Here is a 19,447-nt window from a genome sequence, read left to right as displayed (position 1 = left end):
GGAGGGCTTATGTTCAAAAAAATCTTTGAGTACGCAGGGCCATATAAGAAAAATATGTATGTGGCCACGGTTGTCGTACTGGTCAGCGTTCTTATGGGCATCCTGCCTTTTGTGCTGGCCTATCAGGTCATTTCGCCATTGGTTATGGGCGATTCTGTTGAAACAGAATTTGTTTTATTGCGTGTTATAGGGGTTTTGATCTGTCTTGTTTTGCAGGCGTTTTTTTATGGATGGGGATTATCAATTTCTCATAAAGCAGCATATAACACATTGTTCCGGCTGCGGGTATCTCTGCAAAAGAAGTTTGAGAAACTTCCCCTTGGCATTGTGGAGGAAAAAGGGACAGGGACAATCAAAAAGCTGTTTGTCGATGATGTGGACAGCTTGGAATTGCTCCTTGCTCATTCAGTCCCAGAGGGTATCGCAAATTTACTGATCCCGCTGGTGATTTATGTTGCTATGTTTTGTGCGGACTGGAAACTGGCTCTTATGTCTTTGGCCTCTATCCCGATCAGCCTGCTCTCCATGGTCATTATGTACTCTGTTGGAATGAAGCGCATGGGTCCCTACTATCAGTCTGCACAGAAAATGAACAACACGATCATTGAGTACATCAATGGTATGGAGGTTGTCAAGGTTTTCAACCGGGAGAGCGAATCTTACGAGAACTTCCGCAAGGATGTAACGGACTATCGGGATTATACCTTGGCATGGTATAAGGCCGCCTGGCCCTGGATGGCGATATACGGAAGTCTACTGCCCTGCACTGTTATTCTGACTTTGCCTCTTGGGGCATGGTTTGTTCTCTGTGGCATAAGCACTTTACCTGATTTGATTTTAGTCCTCTGCCTTTCCCTCAGCATTGGGATTCCTCTCCTGAAAGCACTGGGCTTTATGGAGACGATTCCGAATCTGAATTATAAGATCACGGCACTTGAACAGATGTTAAATACGGCACCGCTGCAAGCTGCTGAGGATGATTTCCACGGACAGGATTTTAACATTTCTTACGATCATGTTTCCTTTGCGTATCAGACGACACAGCCTGGCCCAGATGGGAAACCGATAATAGCGGAAAACGAAGTCCTCCACGATATTACCTTTGTGGCACAAGCAGGACAAAAAACTGCCCTAGTTGGTGAATCCGGTTCTGGCAAGAGCACCCTTGCAAAACTGTTGATCCACTACTATGACCCGCAGAAAGGGAGCATTTCCATTGGCGGGCAGAAACTTTGTGATATGAGCCTGGAGGCATTGAACAGCCGCATTTCCTATGTGGCTCAGGATCAGTACCTGTTTAACACCTCCCTGCTGGAAAATATCCGTCTTGGACGTTTGGATGCTACCGATGAGGAAGTAATGCAGGCGGCGAAGAAAGCCCGGTGTATGGAGTTTCTGGAAAAGCTGCCGCAAGGTATTCACTCCATGGCGGGCGATGCGGGGAAAATGCTTTCCGGGGGGCAGCGCCAGCGAATTTCCCTGGCGCGGGCAATATTGAAGGATGCCCCGATTGTAGTGCTTGACGAGGCCACGGCCTATGCTGATCCAGAAAATGAGGAAAAAATGGAGGCTGCTATTGCGGAGCTGGTGGAGGGAAAAACCTTGGTAGTTATCGCTCACAAACTTCCCGCTATAATGAACGCAGATCAAATATGCGTTATGGATCACGGAAAGATGGTGGCAACCGGAAAACATCAGGAGCTGATTCAAGCTTGCCCAGAATACCAAAAGTTGTGGAAAGCGGCTCAGGACAGCGCCGAGTGGAAAGTATCTACTGCAAAGGAGGGAAGATAAATGTTTGCATTGATTTCAAGAATCCTGAACCTCTCCGGGAGGTATAAAAGCCGTATTCAGGCTGCATTTCTATGTGCATTTGTCGAGTCCATTCTCTCCAAAATGCCGATCTTCATGGCGTTTATTGTCTTGGCCGGGTTTGCTGATAATACGCTGACTGGAAAGACCTGTCTGTTTGTCGGACTTGGATTATTAGCTGTTGTAGTGGTTCAGACAGTGGTTCACTATTTGAGCGACCGTCTGCAAAGTGCCGCTGGATTTATGATCTTTGCTGATAAACGGATGGAGTTGGGAAATCATTTAAGAAAAATGCCGATGGGTTACTTTACATCGGGGAATATTGGAAAAATCAGCTCTGTTCTCAGTACGGATATGGTATTCATTGAGGAAGTTTCTATGAGTACCATTGGCAACATGATGAGCTATATGCTGTCTACTTTGGTTTTAGCTGTTTTTATGTTCGTACTGGATTGGAGACTTGGGCTGATTGCGGTAATCATTACCTTGCTGGCATCACTGGTTGCAAAATATATGAATAAGGTTTCCTTCAAGGAGGCTGTCGGGCGTCAAAACCAAAGCGAGAATTTGACGGATGCGGTCTTGTCTTTTGCTGAAGGAATTGGGGTTATCAAAAGTTACAATCTGCTCGGAGAAAAATCTGACGAATTAACGGAAAACTTCAAAAAATCAAGGGATGTCAATACGAAGTTTGAGCAGAAAATGACACCGTGGACCACTGGCTTAAACATTCTCTATGGCGTGGGTATTGCCGCTATCTTCGATTTATCCGTTTTTTTACATCAGGAAGGCGTACTCTCCCTGGCTTATCTTTTGGGCGTGCTGCTGTTTGTCTTTGATCTCTTTGGACCTCTGAAAGCTCTTTATGGAGAAGCAACCCGACTGACCGTGATGAATGCCGCATTAGACCGCATTGAAGCTGTTTTGGACGAGCCCGAACTTCCCGATAACGGAAATCAACATATTCTGTCACAGGCACAGCCGGATCAGCCAGAAGTACAATTTAGCGATGTGGGCTTCGCCTATCAGGACAAGGAAGTCCTGCACAACATCAGCTTCTCTATGCAGAAGAATACCATGACCGCACTTGTGGGACCGTCTGGCGGTGGCAAATCCACGATTGCGAACCTTCTGGCGCGGCTGTGGGATGTGAAATCCGGCAAAGTGACAATCCGTGGTACAGATATTCGGGATGTACCTCTCGCCGAACTGATGGAACAGATCAGCATGGTTTTCCAGAGGGTGTACTTGTTCCAGGATACCATTTACAACAATATCAGCATGGGTAAACCGGACGCTACCGAGGAAGAAGTCTATGAGGCTGCAAAAAAAGCCCGCTGCTATGATTTTATCATGGCGCTGCCAGATGGATTCCAGACAGTCATCGGTGAAGGCGGCGCTACTCTGTCCGGCGGCGAAAAGCAAAGAATCTCTATCGCCCGATGCATTTTGAAGGACGCACCGATTGTCATTCTGGATGAAGCGACTGCAAGTGTTGATACCGATAATGAAAGCTATATCCAGGAGGCAATCAATGAGCTGGTAAAGGGTAAAACATTACTTGTGATTGCACATCGCCTGAATACCATCCGTCAGGCAGATCAGATTTTGGTGATCTCTGATGGACGGATCAGCGAACAGGGAACCCATGACGAGCTTATGGCAAAAGCCGGGATTTATCAGGATTTTGTAAATATCCGTAAAAAGGCTTCCGGCTGGAGCCTTGCATAAAGGAGGAACCGATGAAGATTCATGCGTCCGGGGAGGATTATCTGGAGGCTGTGCTGATTCTTCAAAAGAAGCAGGGTATGGTCCGATCCATTGATCTTGCCCGGCACATGGGATTCAGTAAACCGAGCATCAGCCATGCAGTAGGTGTGTTAAAGAATGGCGGTTTCCTGACTGTCGATGAAGATGGATACCTCAATCTGACTAATGCCGGGCGGGAGGTTGCCGAGAAAATTTATGAACGCCATCAGTTCTTTACGGAGCAGCTTGTAGCTGTCGGGGTTGATCGGGAAACTGCAGAAAGAGATGCCTGTCGGATAGAACATGTAATCAGTGAAGAAGCTTTTGAAAAATTGAAAACTTCGGTTGAAAAAAAGTATTAGTACAATGTTGATTCACCGAATCTTTTATGTTCATCATACTATAGAATTGTTGAGAAACGTGAAACAGGGTATGAAACTCGTATACTAAAAGACATTCAGAGTGGAATTACACTAGAAACACTTATGGCAAAAGGACATAGGAAAACGCCGGAAGAAAAAGCAGCTGTTGCGAAACAAAAGAGGAAACAGAGGCGAGCAAAACGGAAAAAAGAAGCAAGAGATAATCTGACCAAAGAAGAGATCTTGCAAGATGACCGATTTTTCTGTATTGCTGGTTATACCTCCGGAGGTGCACCGTATGGTGTCACCTGGGAGGAAAAGGATTTGAAACCTTGGGAAGATTGGGAAGAAAATGAGTGAGTTGCCAGTGCAATCTTATTTTTCTCTTGTGACAGAAACAGGTTCCTTTTTTGCCGGAAGTAAGTCTGAACTGATCTCTGGAGCATCGAGCAGTGCAGTGAAATTTTGCTGAATGATCTCTAGGGTTTTCTGCTTTTTCTGCAATTCCTGTTTTTCCCGGACAGTAGCATCCTGTTCAGATTCAAGATTTTCAATCCGCTTCTGGATTTTATTAGAGCTTGGGATTTTGGTGACACCGAGATCCTGAAGCTCTTTTTTTAGTGAATCGTGGAGCTGGTATTCTGCCTGATGTTTGGTGCGGTATGCTTTTGGATTTTTAGCAGATTTACAATCTTCAATTACTTTACGACAAAGCCGGTAAGAATCGCAGTGTTTCTGAATGACTTTCTGCGTGCTCAGCTCACTGTTGATTTGTGCTATTCTTTGGTCGGCAACTTTCACAGAAGCTTCAATGTCAGATACATGCTGCCTGAAATCGTCATAATTCAGCAAGTTATTTTCGGAAAGATAGTTGAAGGTATGGGCTGCCTCTTTTAGATTATTGAGCTTTGCCCATCGTTCAAATCCCTCTCGATTTCCAGTTGTGACATAAGTGGAGATATTGATATACAAGCGAGCTTCTCTGGACAGATGTCTTGGAGTTTTTACTTTGCTACGATTTTTAGCCAGACGGATGCGAACATTTTCTTCGGAATAATAGCTTCCGAGAGATTTCATATAAGTGAAGTTCTTCTGCTCCGGTGCACGGAAGGACAGGTGCTTTCCCTGCCGGACTTCATATCCGGCTAACTGCATCTTTTGCAGAAATTCCTCATAGTTGATGGAAGTCCAGATTGATTTATCAACTGCGACACGTAGCTTGGCTTTCCAACTGGTGCCACGATGATATTCCATGTTCTCTTTATAGCTTTTACCTTTTTCTCCGGTTGGCATGCTGGTGGCAAGTCCATTTTCATGGCAGATACGATTACTGATTCTGCAGAGTTTATGGTAGCTCCGCTTATTGGAAACATACTTGTGATGATCAACAAAGCTTGCAGCGTTGAAGATGATATGATTGTGAATATGATTTTTGTCAACGTGTGTGCTGATCACGTACTCATATTTTCCTTTCAGCACTTCGTCAGCAAATTGTTGACCTAAGCGATGGGCATTTTCGGCATCAACTTCTCCAGGTTTAAATGATTGGATCAGATGAAATGCCAGGTTATCGCCTTTATCCATTCCATTCTTTTTTGCCATTTCTCTTGTCATAGAAAATTCAAGATCTGCAGTTTCCGGGGAACAGCCAAAACTGGAAACTAACAGTTTTTCATCTGTCTTATCTGGATTTGTAATATAGTCCAGAGCTTTCTTGTCAGTTACCTTAATGGGGAAGATTTTAAGATACGCCATAATTCTTTCACCATCTCTTTCAATTCTTGCATTTCTTCTGGATATAGATCTCCGGTGGTATTTACCTTTTTTGCAATCTGGTTGATATTTACACCAATCTTGTGCATTTCCTCATACTGTTTCTTCAGTGGGGTGGTATCGGTGTTGACGATGTAACCGTCGATTGCCATCTTACGCAGATAAGCTCCCATGTTTTTGGTTTTTGATTCTATCATCTTCCTGCGTATAAGCTTCCTTTCTTCTTCGGTGACATAAAAATGGATTTCTTTGTTTCTCTTTCTTTCAGCCATTGGTGGGTTCTCCTTTCTGAGAGGACAGTAGTATCGTTGCTTTCAACGTTTTTCAATTTAGGGCAGGGTACCCTAAATTGGGATTTCCCGGAAGTGTATCCTCACTTCCTGTCCTTGCTGTTTTACCTCTCTATTAGTTAAAGTCAGGAGAACCGGGAAAATGCAAAAGAATTTGGCAGGTAGTACGGGATACGAAAATGTGGTATGATTATGGGCAGGATATCAGAAGAATCAGGAGTTGAATAGATTGTGAAGAAAGAAGAAATTTTTGAATATGTGCAGAAACAGTATGGCACGATTCCGGAATATTTATGGAGTAAACTACCGGACAGTGCAGTACTTCGACATAAGAATGGGAAATGGTATGCAGTGATCATGACGGTTGAAAAATCGAAACTGGGATTAGAAGGAAGAGAGATGGTTGATATCATTGACGTAAAGTGTGATCCGGACATGACAAATATGATTATTCAGACTTATGGATTTTTACCTGGGTATCATATGAATAAGCAGCACTGGATCACTATTTTACTGGATGGTTCGGTCAGCGAAGCAAAGGTACTGGACTTTTTAGATATGAGTTATGACCTGATTGATGGAGCAGGCAGAAAGGAAAACAAATGAGAAAAGCAATCGTATATGCATCTGTGCATCATGGAATTACACTGATTTTTGAGCAAAAGGAAAACCGGGGATTTTATTCCTCGGTTTTTCGGCTGTTATGCTTCAGTCTTCAACTTGAAAAATATCTTCTACAGGCACTTTCAGGTAATGGGCCAGCCGGATTGCAATCTCAAGAGAGGGATTACGTTCTCCACGTTCGATGCGGCCTATAGTCTGGCTGCAGGAACCTATGGCTTCAGCCAAATCTGCTTGAATGAGATTCCGTTCTTCACGAATATCTTTTAATGTATTATTGATTGCCATTCAATCACTTCCTTTGCTTATTGTTATCAGCAGGATCATGAACCTGCTGTTGAAATCTAATGAAATCCCGGAATTTCTGCACCTTTGCATTTTCCGATTACTTTTCCAAAAATCTTAAAAGAGTCAGATTCCAAAACTTGGATAGGACGATATTTTTGATTTAAAGAAATCAGATAAACACCATCTGGCTCATCGTGTAATTCCTTGATGTAAGTATTACCGTTGAGATAGAAGATTCCAATTTCACCATTAGCAAGAGAATCTTTTTTCTGAATCCATGCGACATCGCCTGTATGATAAAGTGGTTCCATACTGTCACCGGAGATCCGTACACCAAAGTCAGTCTGCTCAGGAGCAAGGTGTCCTACGTCATAAGTTTCTTTTACAGAATCTTCCAGGTAATTTCCAGTACCAGCAGAAACTGGTTCCCAGGTAATTTCTACAGGATGATGGAATGGGATAATCTTTGCAGACAGTGGAGAAAACTTTTTAGAAGCTTTCAAAATATCAGCAAATTCAATCAATTTATTTCTGCCTTCTTCATTCAATCCACTCATAATGTTATATGGATTTTCTCCAAAGAAAGATTCATATATATCTTCGATATCAAGTAACTGGCAAAGTGTCAGGAAAACATGTAAAGCTGGTTCTCGTGCATTGGTCTCCCATTTGGAGATTGCTTTTGTAGTGACCTGAATACCTTCCTGAGAAAGCAGGTCTACCAGATCTGATTGAGAGTATCCTTTCTTTTTTCTATTTTCTGCTAATATTTCCCCGAAATCACGCATTTGTTCGCCTCATTTCTATTTGAATTTTCTATATGCATTATACCGTATGTTAGAAATAAAATCAACAATAATCTCCAAAATGGAGAAAATACAACCAAGATGTTACTTGACTATCTCCGGAATGTCGATATATACTAAACATACAGAAATTGATAAGACATCATATTGAAGGAAACAGCTAGGAGGTGAAAAGTTTGAGTGAGCGTGTGATCCTGCATAGTGATATGAACTGTTTTTATGCCAGTGTAGAAATGCTACATCATCCGGAATTTGCAGGAATGCCTCTGGCAGTAGGTGGCGATCCGGAAGCCCGGCATGGGATTGTGCTGACAGCAAATTATATTGCAAAGCAAAAAGGTGTAAAGACCGGAATGGCATTATGGCAGGCAAAACAGATTTGTCCGGAAATCATATTTGTACCACCACGGATGGATTTGTATTTGAGATTTTCAAAGATGGCAAGAGAAATCTATTCGGAGTATACGGACAAGATCGAGCCATATGGAATTGATGAAGCCTGGCTGGATGTATCGGACAGCAGAAATCTGAAAGGAAGCGGAATGACGATTGCAAGAGAAATCAGCCATCGGATTAAATACGAACTGGGTGTAACGGTAAGTATTGGAATTTCCTGGAATAAGATTTATGCGAAACTTGGTTCAGATTATAAAAAGCCGGATGCAATCACAGAGTTTAATCGAGAAAATTATAAAGACAGGATATGGCAGCTTCCAGCGTCAGATTTGCTTTATGTCGGAAGACAGACAAATAAGAAATTGCAAAAACTTGGAATCCGGACAATCGGGCAACTTGCGGAATCAGACGAAAAGTTGTTAGAGAGTCATTTTGGAAAAATAGGAAATGTATTATGGGCTTTCGCAAATGGCTGGGATGAAGATCCGGTTTGCAAGGAAGGATATGAAGCACCAGTAAAGTCGATAGGTAATAGCACTACAACACCGAGAGATCTGGAAAATGATCTGGATGTCTGGATCATTCAAATAGCATTGGCAGAAAGTGTAGCTGCACGATTGCGGAAACATGGATTTAAATGCAAAACAGTAGAAATTACAGTTCGAGATAATCGATTGTATAGTTTTTCCAGACAGATACATTTACGACAGCCAACGAATATTACAAACGAGATTGTAACTGCAGCATTTCAGCTATTTAAAGATAATTACAAATGGGAACATCCCATTAGAAGCCTGGGGATCCGAGCTGCGGATCTTGTGTTAGATGATATTCCCGTGCAGTTGGATTTATTTGGAAATCAGGAGAAAAAGGAAAAGTTAGAGAAGCTGGATCGTACTGTAGATGAGATCAGACGACGGTTTGGTTATTTCAGTATACAGCGAGCGGCAATGTATCAGGATAAAGTCTTATCCCACTTAGACGCTGGTACGCACACGATCCATCCACATAGTTATTTCCATGGGTAATTGGAGGGATAGATTTGAAAAAAGCATTAACCAGAAAACAGGAAGAAAGTTATCAGTGTATTTTACGATATACCAATGAACATGGATATCCACCGACAATACGGGAATTTGGAAAATTGATCGGGGTGAAATCAACATCATCAGCATTTTCCAGAATCAAGCAGTTGGAGTTAAATGGATATATCCGCAGAATCCCGGCATCGCCAAGAGCAATTGAGATTTTATAGTGAGGTGTCGGCATGAACAAAGTATATGTAGATGTAGTAGCAGAGTTTCGGAAAGACGGACAGCTGGTTCCCATATTTTTTACATGGGAGGATGGAAGAAAATATAGTATTGACAGAATTTTGAAAATCGAGCGATGCGCCAGCAGAAAGGCAGGCGGTGTAGGAATGATGTACACCTGTATGATACAGGGGCAGGAAAGCCACTTGTTTTACGAAGTGGATAAATGGTTTATGGAGAGAAAAACAGCATAAGGAGAGATTGGTATAGACGATATTATTTGGATTATTAACCGGCAGGGATAGTCACTTTCCCTTTATATTCCTGTAGGTTTTACATAAGAAGATGGATTCCGGTCAGCAAAGGCAGCTCCCACAATGCCTTTTGGATATCCGCTTCTGCAAGTTGTAGTAAGTAATTGCTTCCCATCAAAATCATGGGGAAAGCGAACTGGTCTGAAAGACCGCCAGTTAGTGTGATGATGATAAGGAGATTTTGAAACTGATGACAGACAGAGATTATGCAATTAAATCAATGAAAGAAATTACCTTCCAGATGGCAAGTCATGCACAGGATTATCTGGAAGTTACAATCGAAAGACATTATACTGATATTAAAGAATTGATGACAAGCTATCAGAAATTGATTTTGGAAAATCAGATTGTGTTAGAAGAACTGGATATGGAATGCCAGGAGAAAATCAATGAAGATATGGCATATGCATTGAGTTATCTGAGCATTTATAACAACCAGCTGAATGTGCCAAAGATGCACCGGGAGATGAATAATCTGATGATTATTTATGGATTGTCGGACATGATCTATCGGGGAATGACTTTGGTGAAGTTCTATGCACCGAATGGTGTGATGCTCAGTGAAATCCTTCACTCCTGTTTTTGCAGTCATTATAATAAGACAGATGTGGAAGTACAGCAGGAGTTAGGAATAGGCAGGACTTCTTTTTATAAAATGAAGAAGCAGGCACTTGGGTATTTAGGATTTTATTTTTATGAGATCGTGGTACCGCAGGCAAAGGATAAAAGATTTAAACCGTCACTGGGCGTTGAGGAAGAGTAGGTGAATAATATGAGATACGAAGATTCGATGAAAGGTGTAGCTGCTCAGATAATCAAAGAACAGCTGAGAGCCAGTAAAATTAAAAACAATCCAGAAGATTTCCATTGGCATGATGAATATGCAACGTTGAATTTCTTTCGGTTTATCTGCAAAAATATCGGTAACTTGGGAAATGGAGAAATTGAAAAAATGGTCACACGCTTGAAAAGCATAGATCAGAAAGCAGTGGAAAACCATGTGAATGGTGCTGTTTGGGCATTTGATTATGATAAGATGTTCTGTGTATTGATGGAGAATGAAATTTGCCGAAAGGTGTGCGAAAAGAATAAATATAATAGTTGGATGAAGCTGATTGGACAGTATTGTATCTCAATGGCTTAAAGATAAAGAAAGTTGCTGGAGAGAAAAAATATTCTCCAGCAACTTTGTCTTTGATGAATAAAGGTCAATTTTTTATTTAACTATTCTCACTATTATTTGATTCAGTGATTTTTTTCTTCTTTGGAGAAACCAGTTTGTGACCGGAATAAATGGACATGCCCATACAAAGCAATGAAGAATAGGCAAAGTATTTATGTGCAGTCATAGATTTTTTGATTCCAGAATAAATGCATCCCAACATACAGAAAAGTGCGCCTAAGGACCAGTATTTATGTGATTTCATGATTTGATACCTCCTTTGATTTAACTGATTCAATCATAACGCTTTTTTACGAAAATGCAAAGAAAAACTTTGAATATAGTTCTGTAGAATTAGAACTTGGCTTTGCGATTCTGTATATTTAAGATATCCACAAGTATACTAAATTCAGAACGATTATTCGTTCTGGAGGAGGTGTTACGATGGATTTGAAAGCAGTAGGACAGCGAATCAAATCAGCACGAGAAGCAAAAAATCTCACGCAAGAGGAACTGGCTGCATTAGTAAATTTAAGTCCAACGCATGTGAGTGTAATAGAGAGAGGCTTGAAAGTTACAAAATTGGATACCTTTGTTACAATTGCAAATGCATTAGATGTTTCAGCAGATACTCTTTTGATTGATGTTGTGGCACATTCAGTTACAGGTGTTACCAATGAGCTGACAGAAAAAATTGAAAAACTTCCGATCAAAGAGCAGAAAAAAATGATCAAAGTAATTCACACATTATTGGAAGAGTGATATGACAAACTGGGAAGAGCGAGTAGCTCTTCTTTTTTTGACCTTTTATTCAGCTTTAAGTTGTAAAGTGTCTTTTCATGATAATAGAAATATGCTAAATTAGTTCTATAGAACAAGGTGTAATTCTACTTATATATTGGAGGAAAATGAATGAGAGAGAAAACTATTTATGAGAAGATTGCAGAAAAGTACAACACAACACCAGAAGAGGTACGCAGAGAAATGCAGATAGCCATAGATGCAGGATTTGATAATCCCGATCCGGCTGTGCAGGAAGAATGGAAGAAAATGACACTTAAAGGAGACAGACCCACACCGGAAGAAGTAATCAATTACGCAGTAAAAAAACTAAAAGGAAAATAAAAATATGAAGAAAAAGATAATTGCATTGATTTCAGGAGCAGTGATCTTGATAATTGCTGCAGGAAGTATTTATGGGAAATCTGAATCTGGTCATAAGGAAGGCGAACCGGATGTAGTTGGAACATTTTCCGTAAATCGAGATGAAAATATTACAGTGGTTGCTAACCGGGGACATATCGGGGATAAAGAAGCTTTTGCAAGAGAACTTTTGCAGATGTACAAGGATGATTCATTTTATTCGACAAAATTCTCCACAGACAGGGGATATGCGACGAGCCTTGATATGAACATCTATTTATGGAAAGAGGATATTGAAGATGGGGAATCGGTAATGACAGCCGAATATAGACCTGTAGAATACGGAAAGGACTATGATGTAGTCAATCATCCTGATAAATTTCAACTATATATAGATGGAAAAGAAGTAGAAGAATAACACGATGAACTTTTTATACTGAAATATGTACGATTCCAATAATGATATGAACTTATGGGAATATATTGCGGATACTTTGTGAACTTTATCCTGATACAATGATTATGCTGATGAAAGAAGGCATAGATAACTGAATACAAGAAAGAGACGAAAGCCTCAGTAGTTAAGAAAAAACTACTGGGGCTTTTTTTCGTGCCTGAATTTCTCAGCCAATAACTGCGGGCGTATCCCGGCAGGATAAAGGCGGAGCAGGCATGATCCTAAACAGAGGTCCGCCTTCTGGATTTGAAACGAGCAACAAGATTTCAAATTCAGGAGGAACGGATATGTATATTGAACACCCATATTTTTACGAAGGAAAGTATTACGCAAATATTGATGGAGAAATGATCGAGATTACAAAAGAAGTTGCGTATGCGATGAATAATTTTTACAGAAGCAGCAAGGCAAAAAAAGTTGAGATTAAGAATGAACTGGGTGAGGTTGTGGATAAGATGCTGAGAGAAGTACCTTACAGCGGTCAGTCCATTGATGGAGAAGGCTTCATGATTGAGGATTTTCCAGATCTGAACTGTGATGTGGAGCACTGTGTACTGACAAAAATGGAACAGCAGGATATTCACACAGTGATCAATCAACTGAACTCAGAGGAACGCATGATTATTTATGGCATTTTCTTTGAAAACAAGACACAGACACAGATGGCGGAGATTATGGGGATTTCCAGACAGATGCTGTCATACAAGCTGAAATCCACTCTTAATAAGATGCGTGAAATGTATATGAATAAATTTTTTTAAAAAATTTTTCAAAATCTTTTGCATTTGCCAAAGTCATTTGACTTTAGTAATTAGAGGAAGTTAAAGGACTTCCTAAAATGAACCATGATAACTGAATATCCAATAATAACTGACGTGACATTTCATGCAAAGAGCACGAGGAAGATGCCGCTATAGGATTATAAGACAAAACAAAGATTTTTAGTTCAGTCTGTAATGCTGCGAAAAAGCACTGACCGAAGCCAGCTGGCAGGCTGGTGATGCGATGATATGTATGAGATGCGATACACTTGCAGATCCTGAGAAGTCTGTAACTGGTAAACCTATGAACTGCTGGAGCCTGGAAACGAGAGTTTCCGGGTTGTGGTCCGGAGTATGCATCTGGGCAGGTTATTATTCCCTTCCTGCATATGCGGGAGTAACGATTCGGGGTATCGAGGATAAATAGAATCGAGCGAGCACTGTTTAATAATCAAATTGGCTATAGAGGTTATGCGGCAGAGCTTTCCCTATGGGAAAGAAACTCTGCCGTATTCCTGTGGAGCCAATATAGCGCTATGGATGCTTTACAAATAAAAATAATAGATTGGAGAGAGGACAAATGACAATCCGCAGAGGAGATATTTTATGGGCAGATCTCGGTATGTTTCCTACAACATCTGTTCAGGGTGGAGTAAGACCGGTGATCGTAGTGAGTAATAATAAAGCCAATACATACAGTTCAGTCATAACGGTAGTTCCGCTGACATCAAGAATTTATAAGAAACGGTATTTGCCAACACATGTATTTATCAGCAAATATGATATGACGGGAATCCGAAAAGGAAGCCTGGCACTGGCTGAACAGGTTATGAGCATTTCTACGAAATGTATTATTGAGAAATGCGGAAGAGTAAATAAGTGGAGCCTGGATCGGGTACTGAAAGCAGTACAGATTCAGATGGGAATGGAAGGAGAAGGGCATGACGGCAGAGGAATATAGAAACTATCTGGAGCAGGATTTCAGTGATGTAGATATCAATGAAATGACTGATCTACGGATGATAAAAGCAGACAGAAATAAATCGCTTCAGGAACGGAGAGATATTTTTCTGAATAAAGTAGGAAATCCATATTTGGTCCGGATCGGCAATATGAAAGTAAAAGTCAGATTTGCCAATAACGGTATATCTATGGAGCAGGCATTTGAGAATATGCTTCTGAGTGTCTGAAAAAGTACTGGCAAGATTGAGGGGACTGTGTTAGAATGTCAGTAAGGACAAATTATGCAGCCCCCTTTTATTACATGGATTTTCTGACGTAATAAAAGGAGGTAAGATATGTATCAGAATATCAATAAAATCTATCATGCCGCCATCTATGTCAGATTATCTAAAGAAGATGGCGATATTTCTAGTTCAGCAAAACTGGAAAGTAACAGCATTTCTAACCAGAAAGCTTTGATTCTGGATTTCCTGAAAGACAAAAAAGATATAGAAGTTGTTTCAGTCCGAGTTGATGATGGCTACTCAGGCTCTAATTTTGAGCGCCCTGCATTCCAGGCAATGCTGGAAGATATCCGGCGTGGGATTGTAGACTGCGTAGTGGTAAAAGATTTATCACGATTTGGAAGGGAATATATTGATTCCGGGAAGTATATCGAGAGATTATTCCCGGCTCTTGGTGTGCGTTTTATTGCTATCAATGATAATTATGACAGTCTTAAGGGAAAGAATCAGGCAGACGAAATCATTATCCCATTTAAAAATTTAATCAACGATGCTTATTGTCGTGATATTTCTATTAAGATCAGGAGTAATCTTGAGATTAAGAGGAAAAAAGGTGAGTGCGTGACTCCGTTTGTAGCATTTGGATACAGGAAGACAAAGACAGATAAGCATAAATTAGAGATTGACCCATCTGCAGGCAGTGTAGTACAGGATATTTTTAAGATGAAGCTGCGGGGAATGAGTCAGGATGCGATCGCTAATCGTTTAAATGAACTGGGTATTCTTTCCCCATTTGAATATAAAATCAGCAGCGGCAGTCATTATGAAACTGGCTTCCGGCAGAAAGAACAGGCACTTTGGAGTTCCGTTACAGTCCGTAGGATACTGGAAAACGAGGTTTATATCGGAAATCTTGTGCAGGGAAAAAGGACAACACCGAACCATAAAGTGAAGCAGACTTATGTGAAACCGGAAGATGACTGGATCCGGATTGAGAAAAATCATGAGCCACTGGTGAGTGACCGTGATTTTGAAATTGTGCAGAGGCTTCTGGGCATGGATACACGTACTTCACCTTACCAAAAGCAGGTATATCTGTTGTCCGGAATTGCTGTATGTGCGGATTGTGGTGCACCTATGACAAGAAAGGTTTCTACTGTGGCAGGGAAAAAATATGCTTATTATCTATGTTCCGCAAATAAAGAAACAAAACGCTGTTCTAGTCATAGAATACCGGAAAAGGATCTGGAAGATGCCGTACTGGTGATGCTGAAACAGCATATCCAGAATATCCTGCACCTGAAAAGAGTCCTGGAATTTGTTGGTACTGTGCCATTTCAGGAGATCAATATGAAGAAGCTGCAGGACAGGCTGGAGAAGAAAAAACAGGAGACAGAACGTTGTAAGGAGTTACGGATGATGCTCTATTCGGATATGAAAGAGGGCATTGTATCAAAAGAAGACTATGTAGAGCTTCATGCAGCCTATGGAAAGAGGCTTAGAAATGCGGAAGAGAGTATCCGTGCAATCCAGAAAGAAATGGATAGTGAGCTGGAAAAAGCAGACAATGCCAATACCTGGCTGGATTATTTTGTGAAATATCAGGATATTGAAGAACTGTCCCGCACAGTGGTGGTAGAACTGATCAGGAAAATCAGAGTATATGATAAAAAGAATATAGAGATCACTTTTGATTTTGATGATTGTTATCAGACATTGCTGAATCAATTACCGGCTATGGGAGTTGATACGGTAGTAGATGATGATAATAATCTGCAGGTCAAGGTAAAGGAGGTTGTATAAAATGGCACGAAAGAGTAGGAAAAACATTCCGACAGTAGTCGGCAGTGCAACCGTCCAGACAGAGGTGAGAAGACCATTCCGGGCAGGATTGTATGCCAGAATTTCAATGGAAACAGAAGAAACATTAGAAAGAGGGACGATAGAAACCCAGGTGGAATTGATGAAAAACTTTGTAGCAGATACGGAAGATATTTCGGTTGCGGAAGTTTATAAGGACTCAGACTATTCAGGTACAAATTTTGACCGTCCTGGATTCGTACAGATGATGGAAGATATCAAGCATGGAAAAATCAATTGTGTTATTGTAAAAGATTTGTCCAGACTTGGAAGAAATTATGTCGAAACCAGCAACTATATTGAACGAGTATTTCCGTTTTTTCATGTAAGATTCCTGGCTGTGACAGATGATTTCGATTCCTTCAGAGAGGGTGTGGATCTTACAGTTCCACTGAAGAATATTATCAATGAGTTCTATTCGAAAGACCTTGCCAAAAAGAGCAGCAGCGCAAAAAAAGCTCTTTGGAAAAAAGGAAAATTTACAAGTGCCTGGGAACCGTATGGTTACAGAAAGTCAGAAGAAGACCATCATCAGCTGATCGTTGATGAAGAAGCTGCAGAACATTTGAAAAGTATATTTTCTATGTATATGGATGGCAGGAACTATAGTGATATTGCAAGACAGCTCAATAAAGATGGAGTTTTATCGCCGACTTTACAGAGAAAATTCTATAAAACCGGTGAGAAGCCGCTTCCGGAGTCAAAACCCTGGAACAATTATGAAGTGAAACGAGTTCTTCAGGATGTTCATTGCACAGGTGATTCTGTATTTGGAAAATATCAGCAAAGTGTTTTCCAGGGAAATAAACAGAGAAATCGACCAGAGAGTGAATGGGTGCATGTGGAGAACACGCATGAAGGGATTATAGATAGAGAGTTGTTTCAACAGGTACAATCTAAAATCCAGGAATATACGGAAGCTTATAAGAAGAAACATCAGCAGAACAATGGGGCTATTAGAAACCATAATTTCTATACAGGAAAGATATGGTGCGGAGGCTGTGGCAACCGCATGACGTTGTCCAGAGAAAGAAATGGCACATTCTTTTATATCTGCGGAGCCAATACTAACCATAAATCCGGAGGAAAGCAATGCAAAGGGCACAGAGTCAGAAAAGAATATGTGGATGACGATGTTCTTCGCCTGATCCAAACGCATATGAAAACCGTATTGGATACAGAAAAAATGATTCAGAAAATGAATGCAGCTTCCAAAAATCAGACACAGTACCTGCTTTTGGATAAAGAGGTAGGAAAACTTCGACGAGAACTAAGCCGTATCAGTAAGCGTAAATCGGATTTATATGAAGACTATTCCGAACGTTTGATTACAGAAGAAGAATACATACAGTTTTCTCGGATCTATTCCAATGAAATTGAGAATATCAAGAGCCGTCTGGACACAGTATTGGCGGCACAGGTTCGGTATTCCCAGGATTACCACATTGAAGAAGGCTGGGGAAATGTGATACATACTTATATGTCAAAGCGTAAGCTGACAAAAGAAATGGCAGATGCCTTTGTGGATTCAATTATTATCCATGGTAAGTATGATTATGAGATCAAGCTGGTATATGACGATCAGTTTGCAGATTTACAGAAACTAAAGAAAGAGAAGGAGGCGCAGTCAAGATGACAGATCTTAGAAAAACAGCTGTTTACATCCGTTTGTCTGCAGAAGATGACAATGTAGATGGCAGAGCCAAAAAAGAGAGCGACAGTGTAACTTCTCAGAGAATTCTGTTAAAATCATTTGTAATTGATGAGCTGGGTGTAGTTGAGTCGGATATTCTGGAATATGTGGATGACGGTGTCAGCGGTACTCATTTTAAAAGGCAGGGATTTCAACAGCTGCAGGATGACATGAAAAGCGGAGAAATCGGCTGTGTAGTTGTGAAAGACTTTTCCAGATTTGGAAGAGACTATTTGGAAGTTGGATTTTATATTGAATATATTTTTCCACTTCTACAGATTCGATTTATTTCGATTAATGACAGCTATGACAGTGCAGCAAGTAGCGGAATGACTGGTGGAATGAATGTAGCATTGCAGAATCTGGTATACAATATGTATAGCCTGGATTTGTCCAAGAAAATTTCATCAGCATTGCAGACAAGAACGAGAAATGGTACACGCCTTCCGGTAAATGCCAGATATGGCTATAAAAAAGGAAAAGATGGAAGGCTGGAAGTAGATCCAGAGGCTGCAAAAGTCGTGAAAATGATTTTTCGGATGGCAGCGGAAGGAACAAGTTTTGCGGATATTACAAGGGAATTGAACGGACAGGCGATTGCCACTTGTGATGAGCAGAAATTATCAAGAGGGGATCAGGTGCAGTTCCAGAGGTTTGACACGATCAAAAAGAAACACTGGAGCCCTACGACAGTAGCGGCAATTGTCCGGGATGAGATTTATATTGGAACCAGAATCTGGGGAAAAACACGTTGCAGTATGCATACCGGTCATAAAGCAGTTCTGAATGATGAAACAGAATGGGTTCGCCTGGAAAATCATCATACGGCAATTATAGACAGGGCATTGTTTGAAAAAGCAAATGAAATGCATCCGAAAAAGAAGAGAAGTGTTGCGGAATCACGTACCAATTTTACTCTGGAAAGACGTAAAAAACAGCCGGCATTGTTGCTATGTGCTAACTGCGGGCATTCTCTGCTAAAAGAAACAGAGCATTTGCTGAAATGTTCAGATGCCCGAACCAATGGAGATCCTGTGTGTCGAAGTCTGGTGATCCGGCGGGAACCGTTGGAGGAGAATATCCTTGGGCTTGTTCATCAGTATGCAGCGTCAATATTGGAAAAAGAAAAGAAAGTATCTTCCAACAGGCAATGCGACGACAAAGAGATCAATACCGCAGAATTGCAAAAACAGAGCCGACAGTTGACCTCGGAAAAGATGAAACTCTATGATGATTACAAAGATGGTCGTATAGATCGTGATTCGTATAAGCAGAGAGCAGGAAAGATAAGTGTACAGCTGGAGGAAATAAAACGAAAGATAGAAGATGCGGAGAATAGTAAAAAGCTTCTTGAACAAAATGAACTTTCTGATAAAATAAAACTAAAAGATTTCTTGGGAATTCAGAAGTTCGATACAGAGAAGCTGCGTGAGATTATCAAGGTGATCCGTGTTCATAGTCAGGATGAAATCGAAATCGAATGGAATTTTGACGATATTTTTTCAGAATAGAGGTAACTT

At 40.8% G+C, this 19,447-nt stretch carries 25 protein-coding genes; 20 read left to right on the top strand and 5 right to left on the bottom strand.

The genetic code is table 11. The features are described from left to right. The first annotated feature begins 9 nt into the window (after positions 1-9). The 4 genes from OCV72_RS06390 (at position 10) to OCV72_RS06375 (ending at position 4,283) form a co-directional block, all read left to right on the top strand. Positions 10-1,794: an ABC transporter ATP-binding protein gene (locus OCV72_RS06390; RefSeq protein WP_015528446.1), complete on the top strand. Its 1,785-nt coding sequence runs from the start codon at positions 10-12 to the stop codon at positions 1,792-1,794. After that, positions 1,795-3,543: an ABC transporter ATP-binding protein gene (locus OCV72_RS06385; RefSeq protein ID WP_055222059.1), complete on the top strand. Its 1,749-nt coding sequence runs from the start codon at positions 1,795-1,797 to the stop codon at positions 3,541-3,543. Positions 3,544-3,554: 11 nt separating this feature from the next. Next, a complete protein-coding gene (locus OCV72_RS06380) occupies positions 3,555-3,923 on the top strand; it encodes a metal-dependent transcriptional regulator (RefSeq protein WP_015528448.1) in 369 nt (122 codons plus the stop codon). 123 nt (positions 3,924-4,046) lie between these two features. Further along, the gene (locus OCV72_RS06375; RefSeq protein ID WP_015568877.1) at positions 4,047-4,283 is read left to right on the top strand and encodes a hypothetical protein; all 237 of its coding nucleotides are present in this window, start codon (positions 4,047-4,049) and stop codon (positions 4,281-4,283) included. Between the two features lie 15 nt (positions 4,284-4,298). Here the strand turns inward: OCV72_RS06375 and OCV72_RS06370 are convergent, their stop codons facing one another. Continuing rightward, the gene (locus OCV72_RS06370) at positions 4,299-5,678 is read right to left on the bottom strand and encodes a relaxase/mobilization nuclease domain-containing protein (RefSeq protein WP_015568876.1); all 1,380 of its coding nucleotides are present in this window, start codon (positions 5,676-5,678) and stop codon (positions 4,299-4,301) included. After that, on the bottom strand, positions 5,645-5,968 hold the full coding sequence (locus OCV72_RS06365) for a MobC family plasmid mobilization relaxosome protein (protein ID WP_015528451.1): 324 nt from the start codon (positions 5,966-5,968) through the stop codon (positions 5,645-5,647). Before OCV72_RS06365 ends, OCV72_RS06370 begins: the two co-directional genes overlap by 34 nt. 249 nt (positions 5,969-6,217) lie before the next feature. Between OCV72_RS06365 and OCV72_RS06360 the strand changes: the two genes are divergently transcribed. Further along, positions 6,218-6,592: an MmcQ/YjbR family DNA-binding protein gene (locus OCV72_RS06360; protein WP_054356897.1), complete on the top strand. Its 375-nt coding sequence runs from the start codon at positions 6,218-6,220 to the stop codon at positions 6,590-6,592. A 102-nt stretch (positions 6,593-6,694) separates the two neighbouring features. On the opposite strand, the gene OCV72_RS06355 is transcribed toward OCV72_RS06360, so the two are convergent. Both OCV72_RS06355 and OCV72_RS06350 read right to left on the bottom strand, forming a co-directional pair. Beyond that, entirely contained in the window at positions 6,695-6,895 is a 201-nt protein-coding gene (locus OCV72_RS06355) for a helix-turn-helix transcriptional regulator (protein ID WP_005344265.1), read from the bottom strand. Between the two features lie 56 nt (positions 6,896-6,951). Continuing rightward, entirely contained in the window at positions 6,952-7,683 is a 732-nt protein-coding gene (locus OCV72_RS06350; RefSeq protein ID WP_008688138.1) for a helix-turn-helix domain-containing protein, read from the bottom strand. Positions 7,684-7,877: 194 nt separating this feature from the next. On the opposite strand from OCV72_RS06350, the gene dinB reads away from it, so the two are divergent. The 5 genes from dinB (at position 7,878) to OCV72_RS06325 (ending at position 10,808) form a co-directional block, all read left to right on the top strand. Further along, positions 7,878-9,125 (top strand): DNA polymerase IV, encoded by a 1,248-nt coding sequence (gene dinB, locus OCV72_RS06345; protein ID WP_024728258.1) that lies wholly within the window; start codon positions 7,878-7,880, stop codon positions 9,123-9,125. Between the two features lie 14 nt (positions 9,126-9,139). After that, positions 9,140-9,352 carry a LexA family protein gene (locus OCV72_RS06340; protein ID WP_024720752.1) on the top strand — a complete coding sequence of 71 codons (213 nt, stop codon included), beginning with the start codon at positions 9,140-9,142 and terminating at the stop codon, positions 9,350-9,352. A 12-nt stretch (positions 9,353-9,364) separates the two neighbouring features. Then, positions 9,365-9,604, top strand: a complete 240-nt coding sequence (locus tag OCV72_RS06335; protein ID WP_005344271.1) for a hypothetical protein — start codon at positions 9,365-9,367, stop codon at positions 9,602-9,604. 250 nt (positions 9,605-9,854) lie between these two features. Continuing rightward, the gene (locus OCV72_RS06330; RefSeq protein WP_008688147.1) at positions 9,855-10,427 is read left to right on the top strand and encodes an ArpU family phage packaging/lysis transcriptional regulator; all 573 of its coding nucleotides are present in this window, start codon (positions 9,855-9,857) and stop codon (positions 10,425-10,427) included. Between the two features lie 9 nt (positions 10,428-10,436). Continuing rightward, positions 10,437-10,808, top strand: a complete 372-nt coding sequence (locus OCV72_RS06325) for a hypothetical protein (protein ID WP_054356898.1) — start codon at positions 10,437-10,439, stop codon at positions 10,806-10,808. Positions 10,809-10,884: 76 nt separating this feature from the next. On the opposite strand, the gene OCV72_RS06320 is transcribed toward OCV72_RS06325, so the two are convergent. Beyond that, positions 10,885-11,091 carry a DUF6219 family protein gene (locus OCV72_RS06320; protein WP_008688150.1) on the bottom strand — a complete coding sequence of 69 codons (207 nt, stop codon included), beginning with the start codon at positions 11,089-11,091 and terminating at the stop codon, positions 10,885-10,887. A gap of 179 nt (positions 11,092-11,270) precedes the next feature. On the opposite strand from OCV72_RS06320, the gene OCV72_RS06315 reads away from it, so the two are divergent. The 10 genes from OCV72_RS06315 (at position 11,271) to OCV72_RS06270 (ending at position 19,438) form a co-directional block, all read left to right on the top strand. Further along, positions 11,271-11,588, top strand: coding sequence for a helix-turn-helix domain-containing protein (locus OCV72_RS06315; protein WP_055282712.1), 318 nt, complete (start codon positions 11,271-11,273; stop codon positions 11,586-11,588). Between the two features lie 150 nt (positions 11,589-11,738). Continuing rightward, a complete protein-coding gene (locus tag OCV72_RS06310; protein ID WP_029732086.1) occupies positions 11,739-11,951 on the top strand; it encodes a sporulation initiation factor Spo0A C-terminal domain-containing protein in 213 nt (70 codons plus the stop codon). Between the two features lie 4 nt (positions 11,952-11,955). Continuing rightward, the gene (locus tag OCV72_RS06305; protein WP_015568869.1) at positions 11,956-12,387 is read left to right on the top strand and encodes a hypothetical protein; all 432 of its coding nucleotides are present in this window, start codon (positions 11,956-11,958) and stop codon (positions 12,385-12,387) included. Between the two features lie 326 nt (positions 12,388-12,713). Next, on the top strand, positions 12,714-13,187 hold the full coding sequence (locus tag OCV72_RS06300) for a sigma factor-like helix-turn-helix DNA-binding protein (protein ID WP_172677211.1): 474 nt from the start codon (positions 12,714-12,716) through the stop codon (positions 13,185-13,187). 244 nt (positions 13,188-13,431) lie between these two features. Beyond that, positions 13,432-13,614 carry a hypothetical protein gene (locus OCV72_RS06295; RefSeq protein ID WP_055282710.1) on the top strand — a complete coding sequence of 61 codons (183 nt, stop codon included), beginning with the start codon at positions 13,432-13,434 and terminating at the stop codon, positions 13,612-13,614. A 153-nt stretch (positions 13,615-13,767) separates the two neighbouring features. Further along, positions 13,768-14,148, top strand: coding sequence for a type II toxin-antitoxin system PemK/MazF family toxin (locus OCV72_RS06290; RefSeq protein WP_015568867.1), 381 nt, complete (start codon positions 13,768-13,770; stop codon positions 14,146-14,148). Beyond that, entirely contained in the window at positions 14,129-14,377 is a 249-nt protein-coding gene (locus OCV72_RS06285) for a DUF6870 family protein (protein WP_015568866.1), read from the top strand. Before OCV72_RS06290 ends, OCV72_RS06285 begins: the two co-directional genes overlap by 20 nt. A 108-nt stretch (positions 14,378-14,485) precedes the next feature. Continuing rightward, positions 14,486-16,177, top strand: coding sequence for a recombinase family protein (locus tag OCV72_RS06280; protein WP_015568865.1), 1,692 nt, complete (start codon positions 14,486-14,488; stop codon positions 16,175-16,177). A gap of 1 nt (position 16,178) precedes the next feature. Then, the gene (locus OCV72_RS06275; protein WP_026648814.1) at positions 16,179-17,870 is read left to right on the top strand and encodes a recombinase family protein; all 1,692 of its coding nucleotides are present in this window, start codon (positions 16,179-16,181) and stop codon (positions 17,868-17,870) included. Then, positions 17,867-19,438, top strand: coding sequence for a recombinase family protein (locus OCV72_RS06270; RefSeq protein WP_026648813.1), 1,572 nt, complete (start codon positions 17,867-17,869; stop codon positions 19,436-19,438). Before OCV72_RS06275 ends, OCV72_RS06270 begins: the two co-directional genes overlap by 4 nt. The last annotated feature ends 9 nt before the right edge of the window (positions 19,439-19,447 follow it).

The organism is Dorea amylophila, assembly GCF_025567265.1.
Classification (GTDB): domain Bacteria; phylum Bacillota; class Clostridia; order Lachnospirales; family Lachnospiraceae; genus Dorea_A; species Dorea_A amylophila.
The sequence above is the reverse complement of the archived record's forward strand: the minus strand, read 5'-3'. Positions and strand labels throughout refer to the sequence as shown.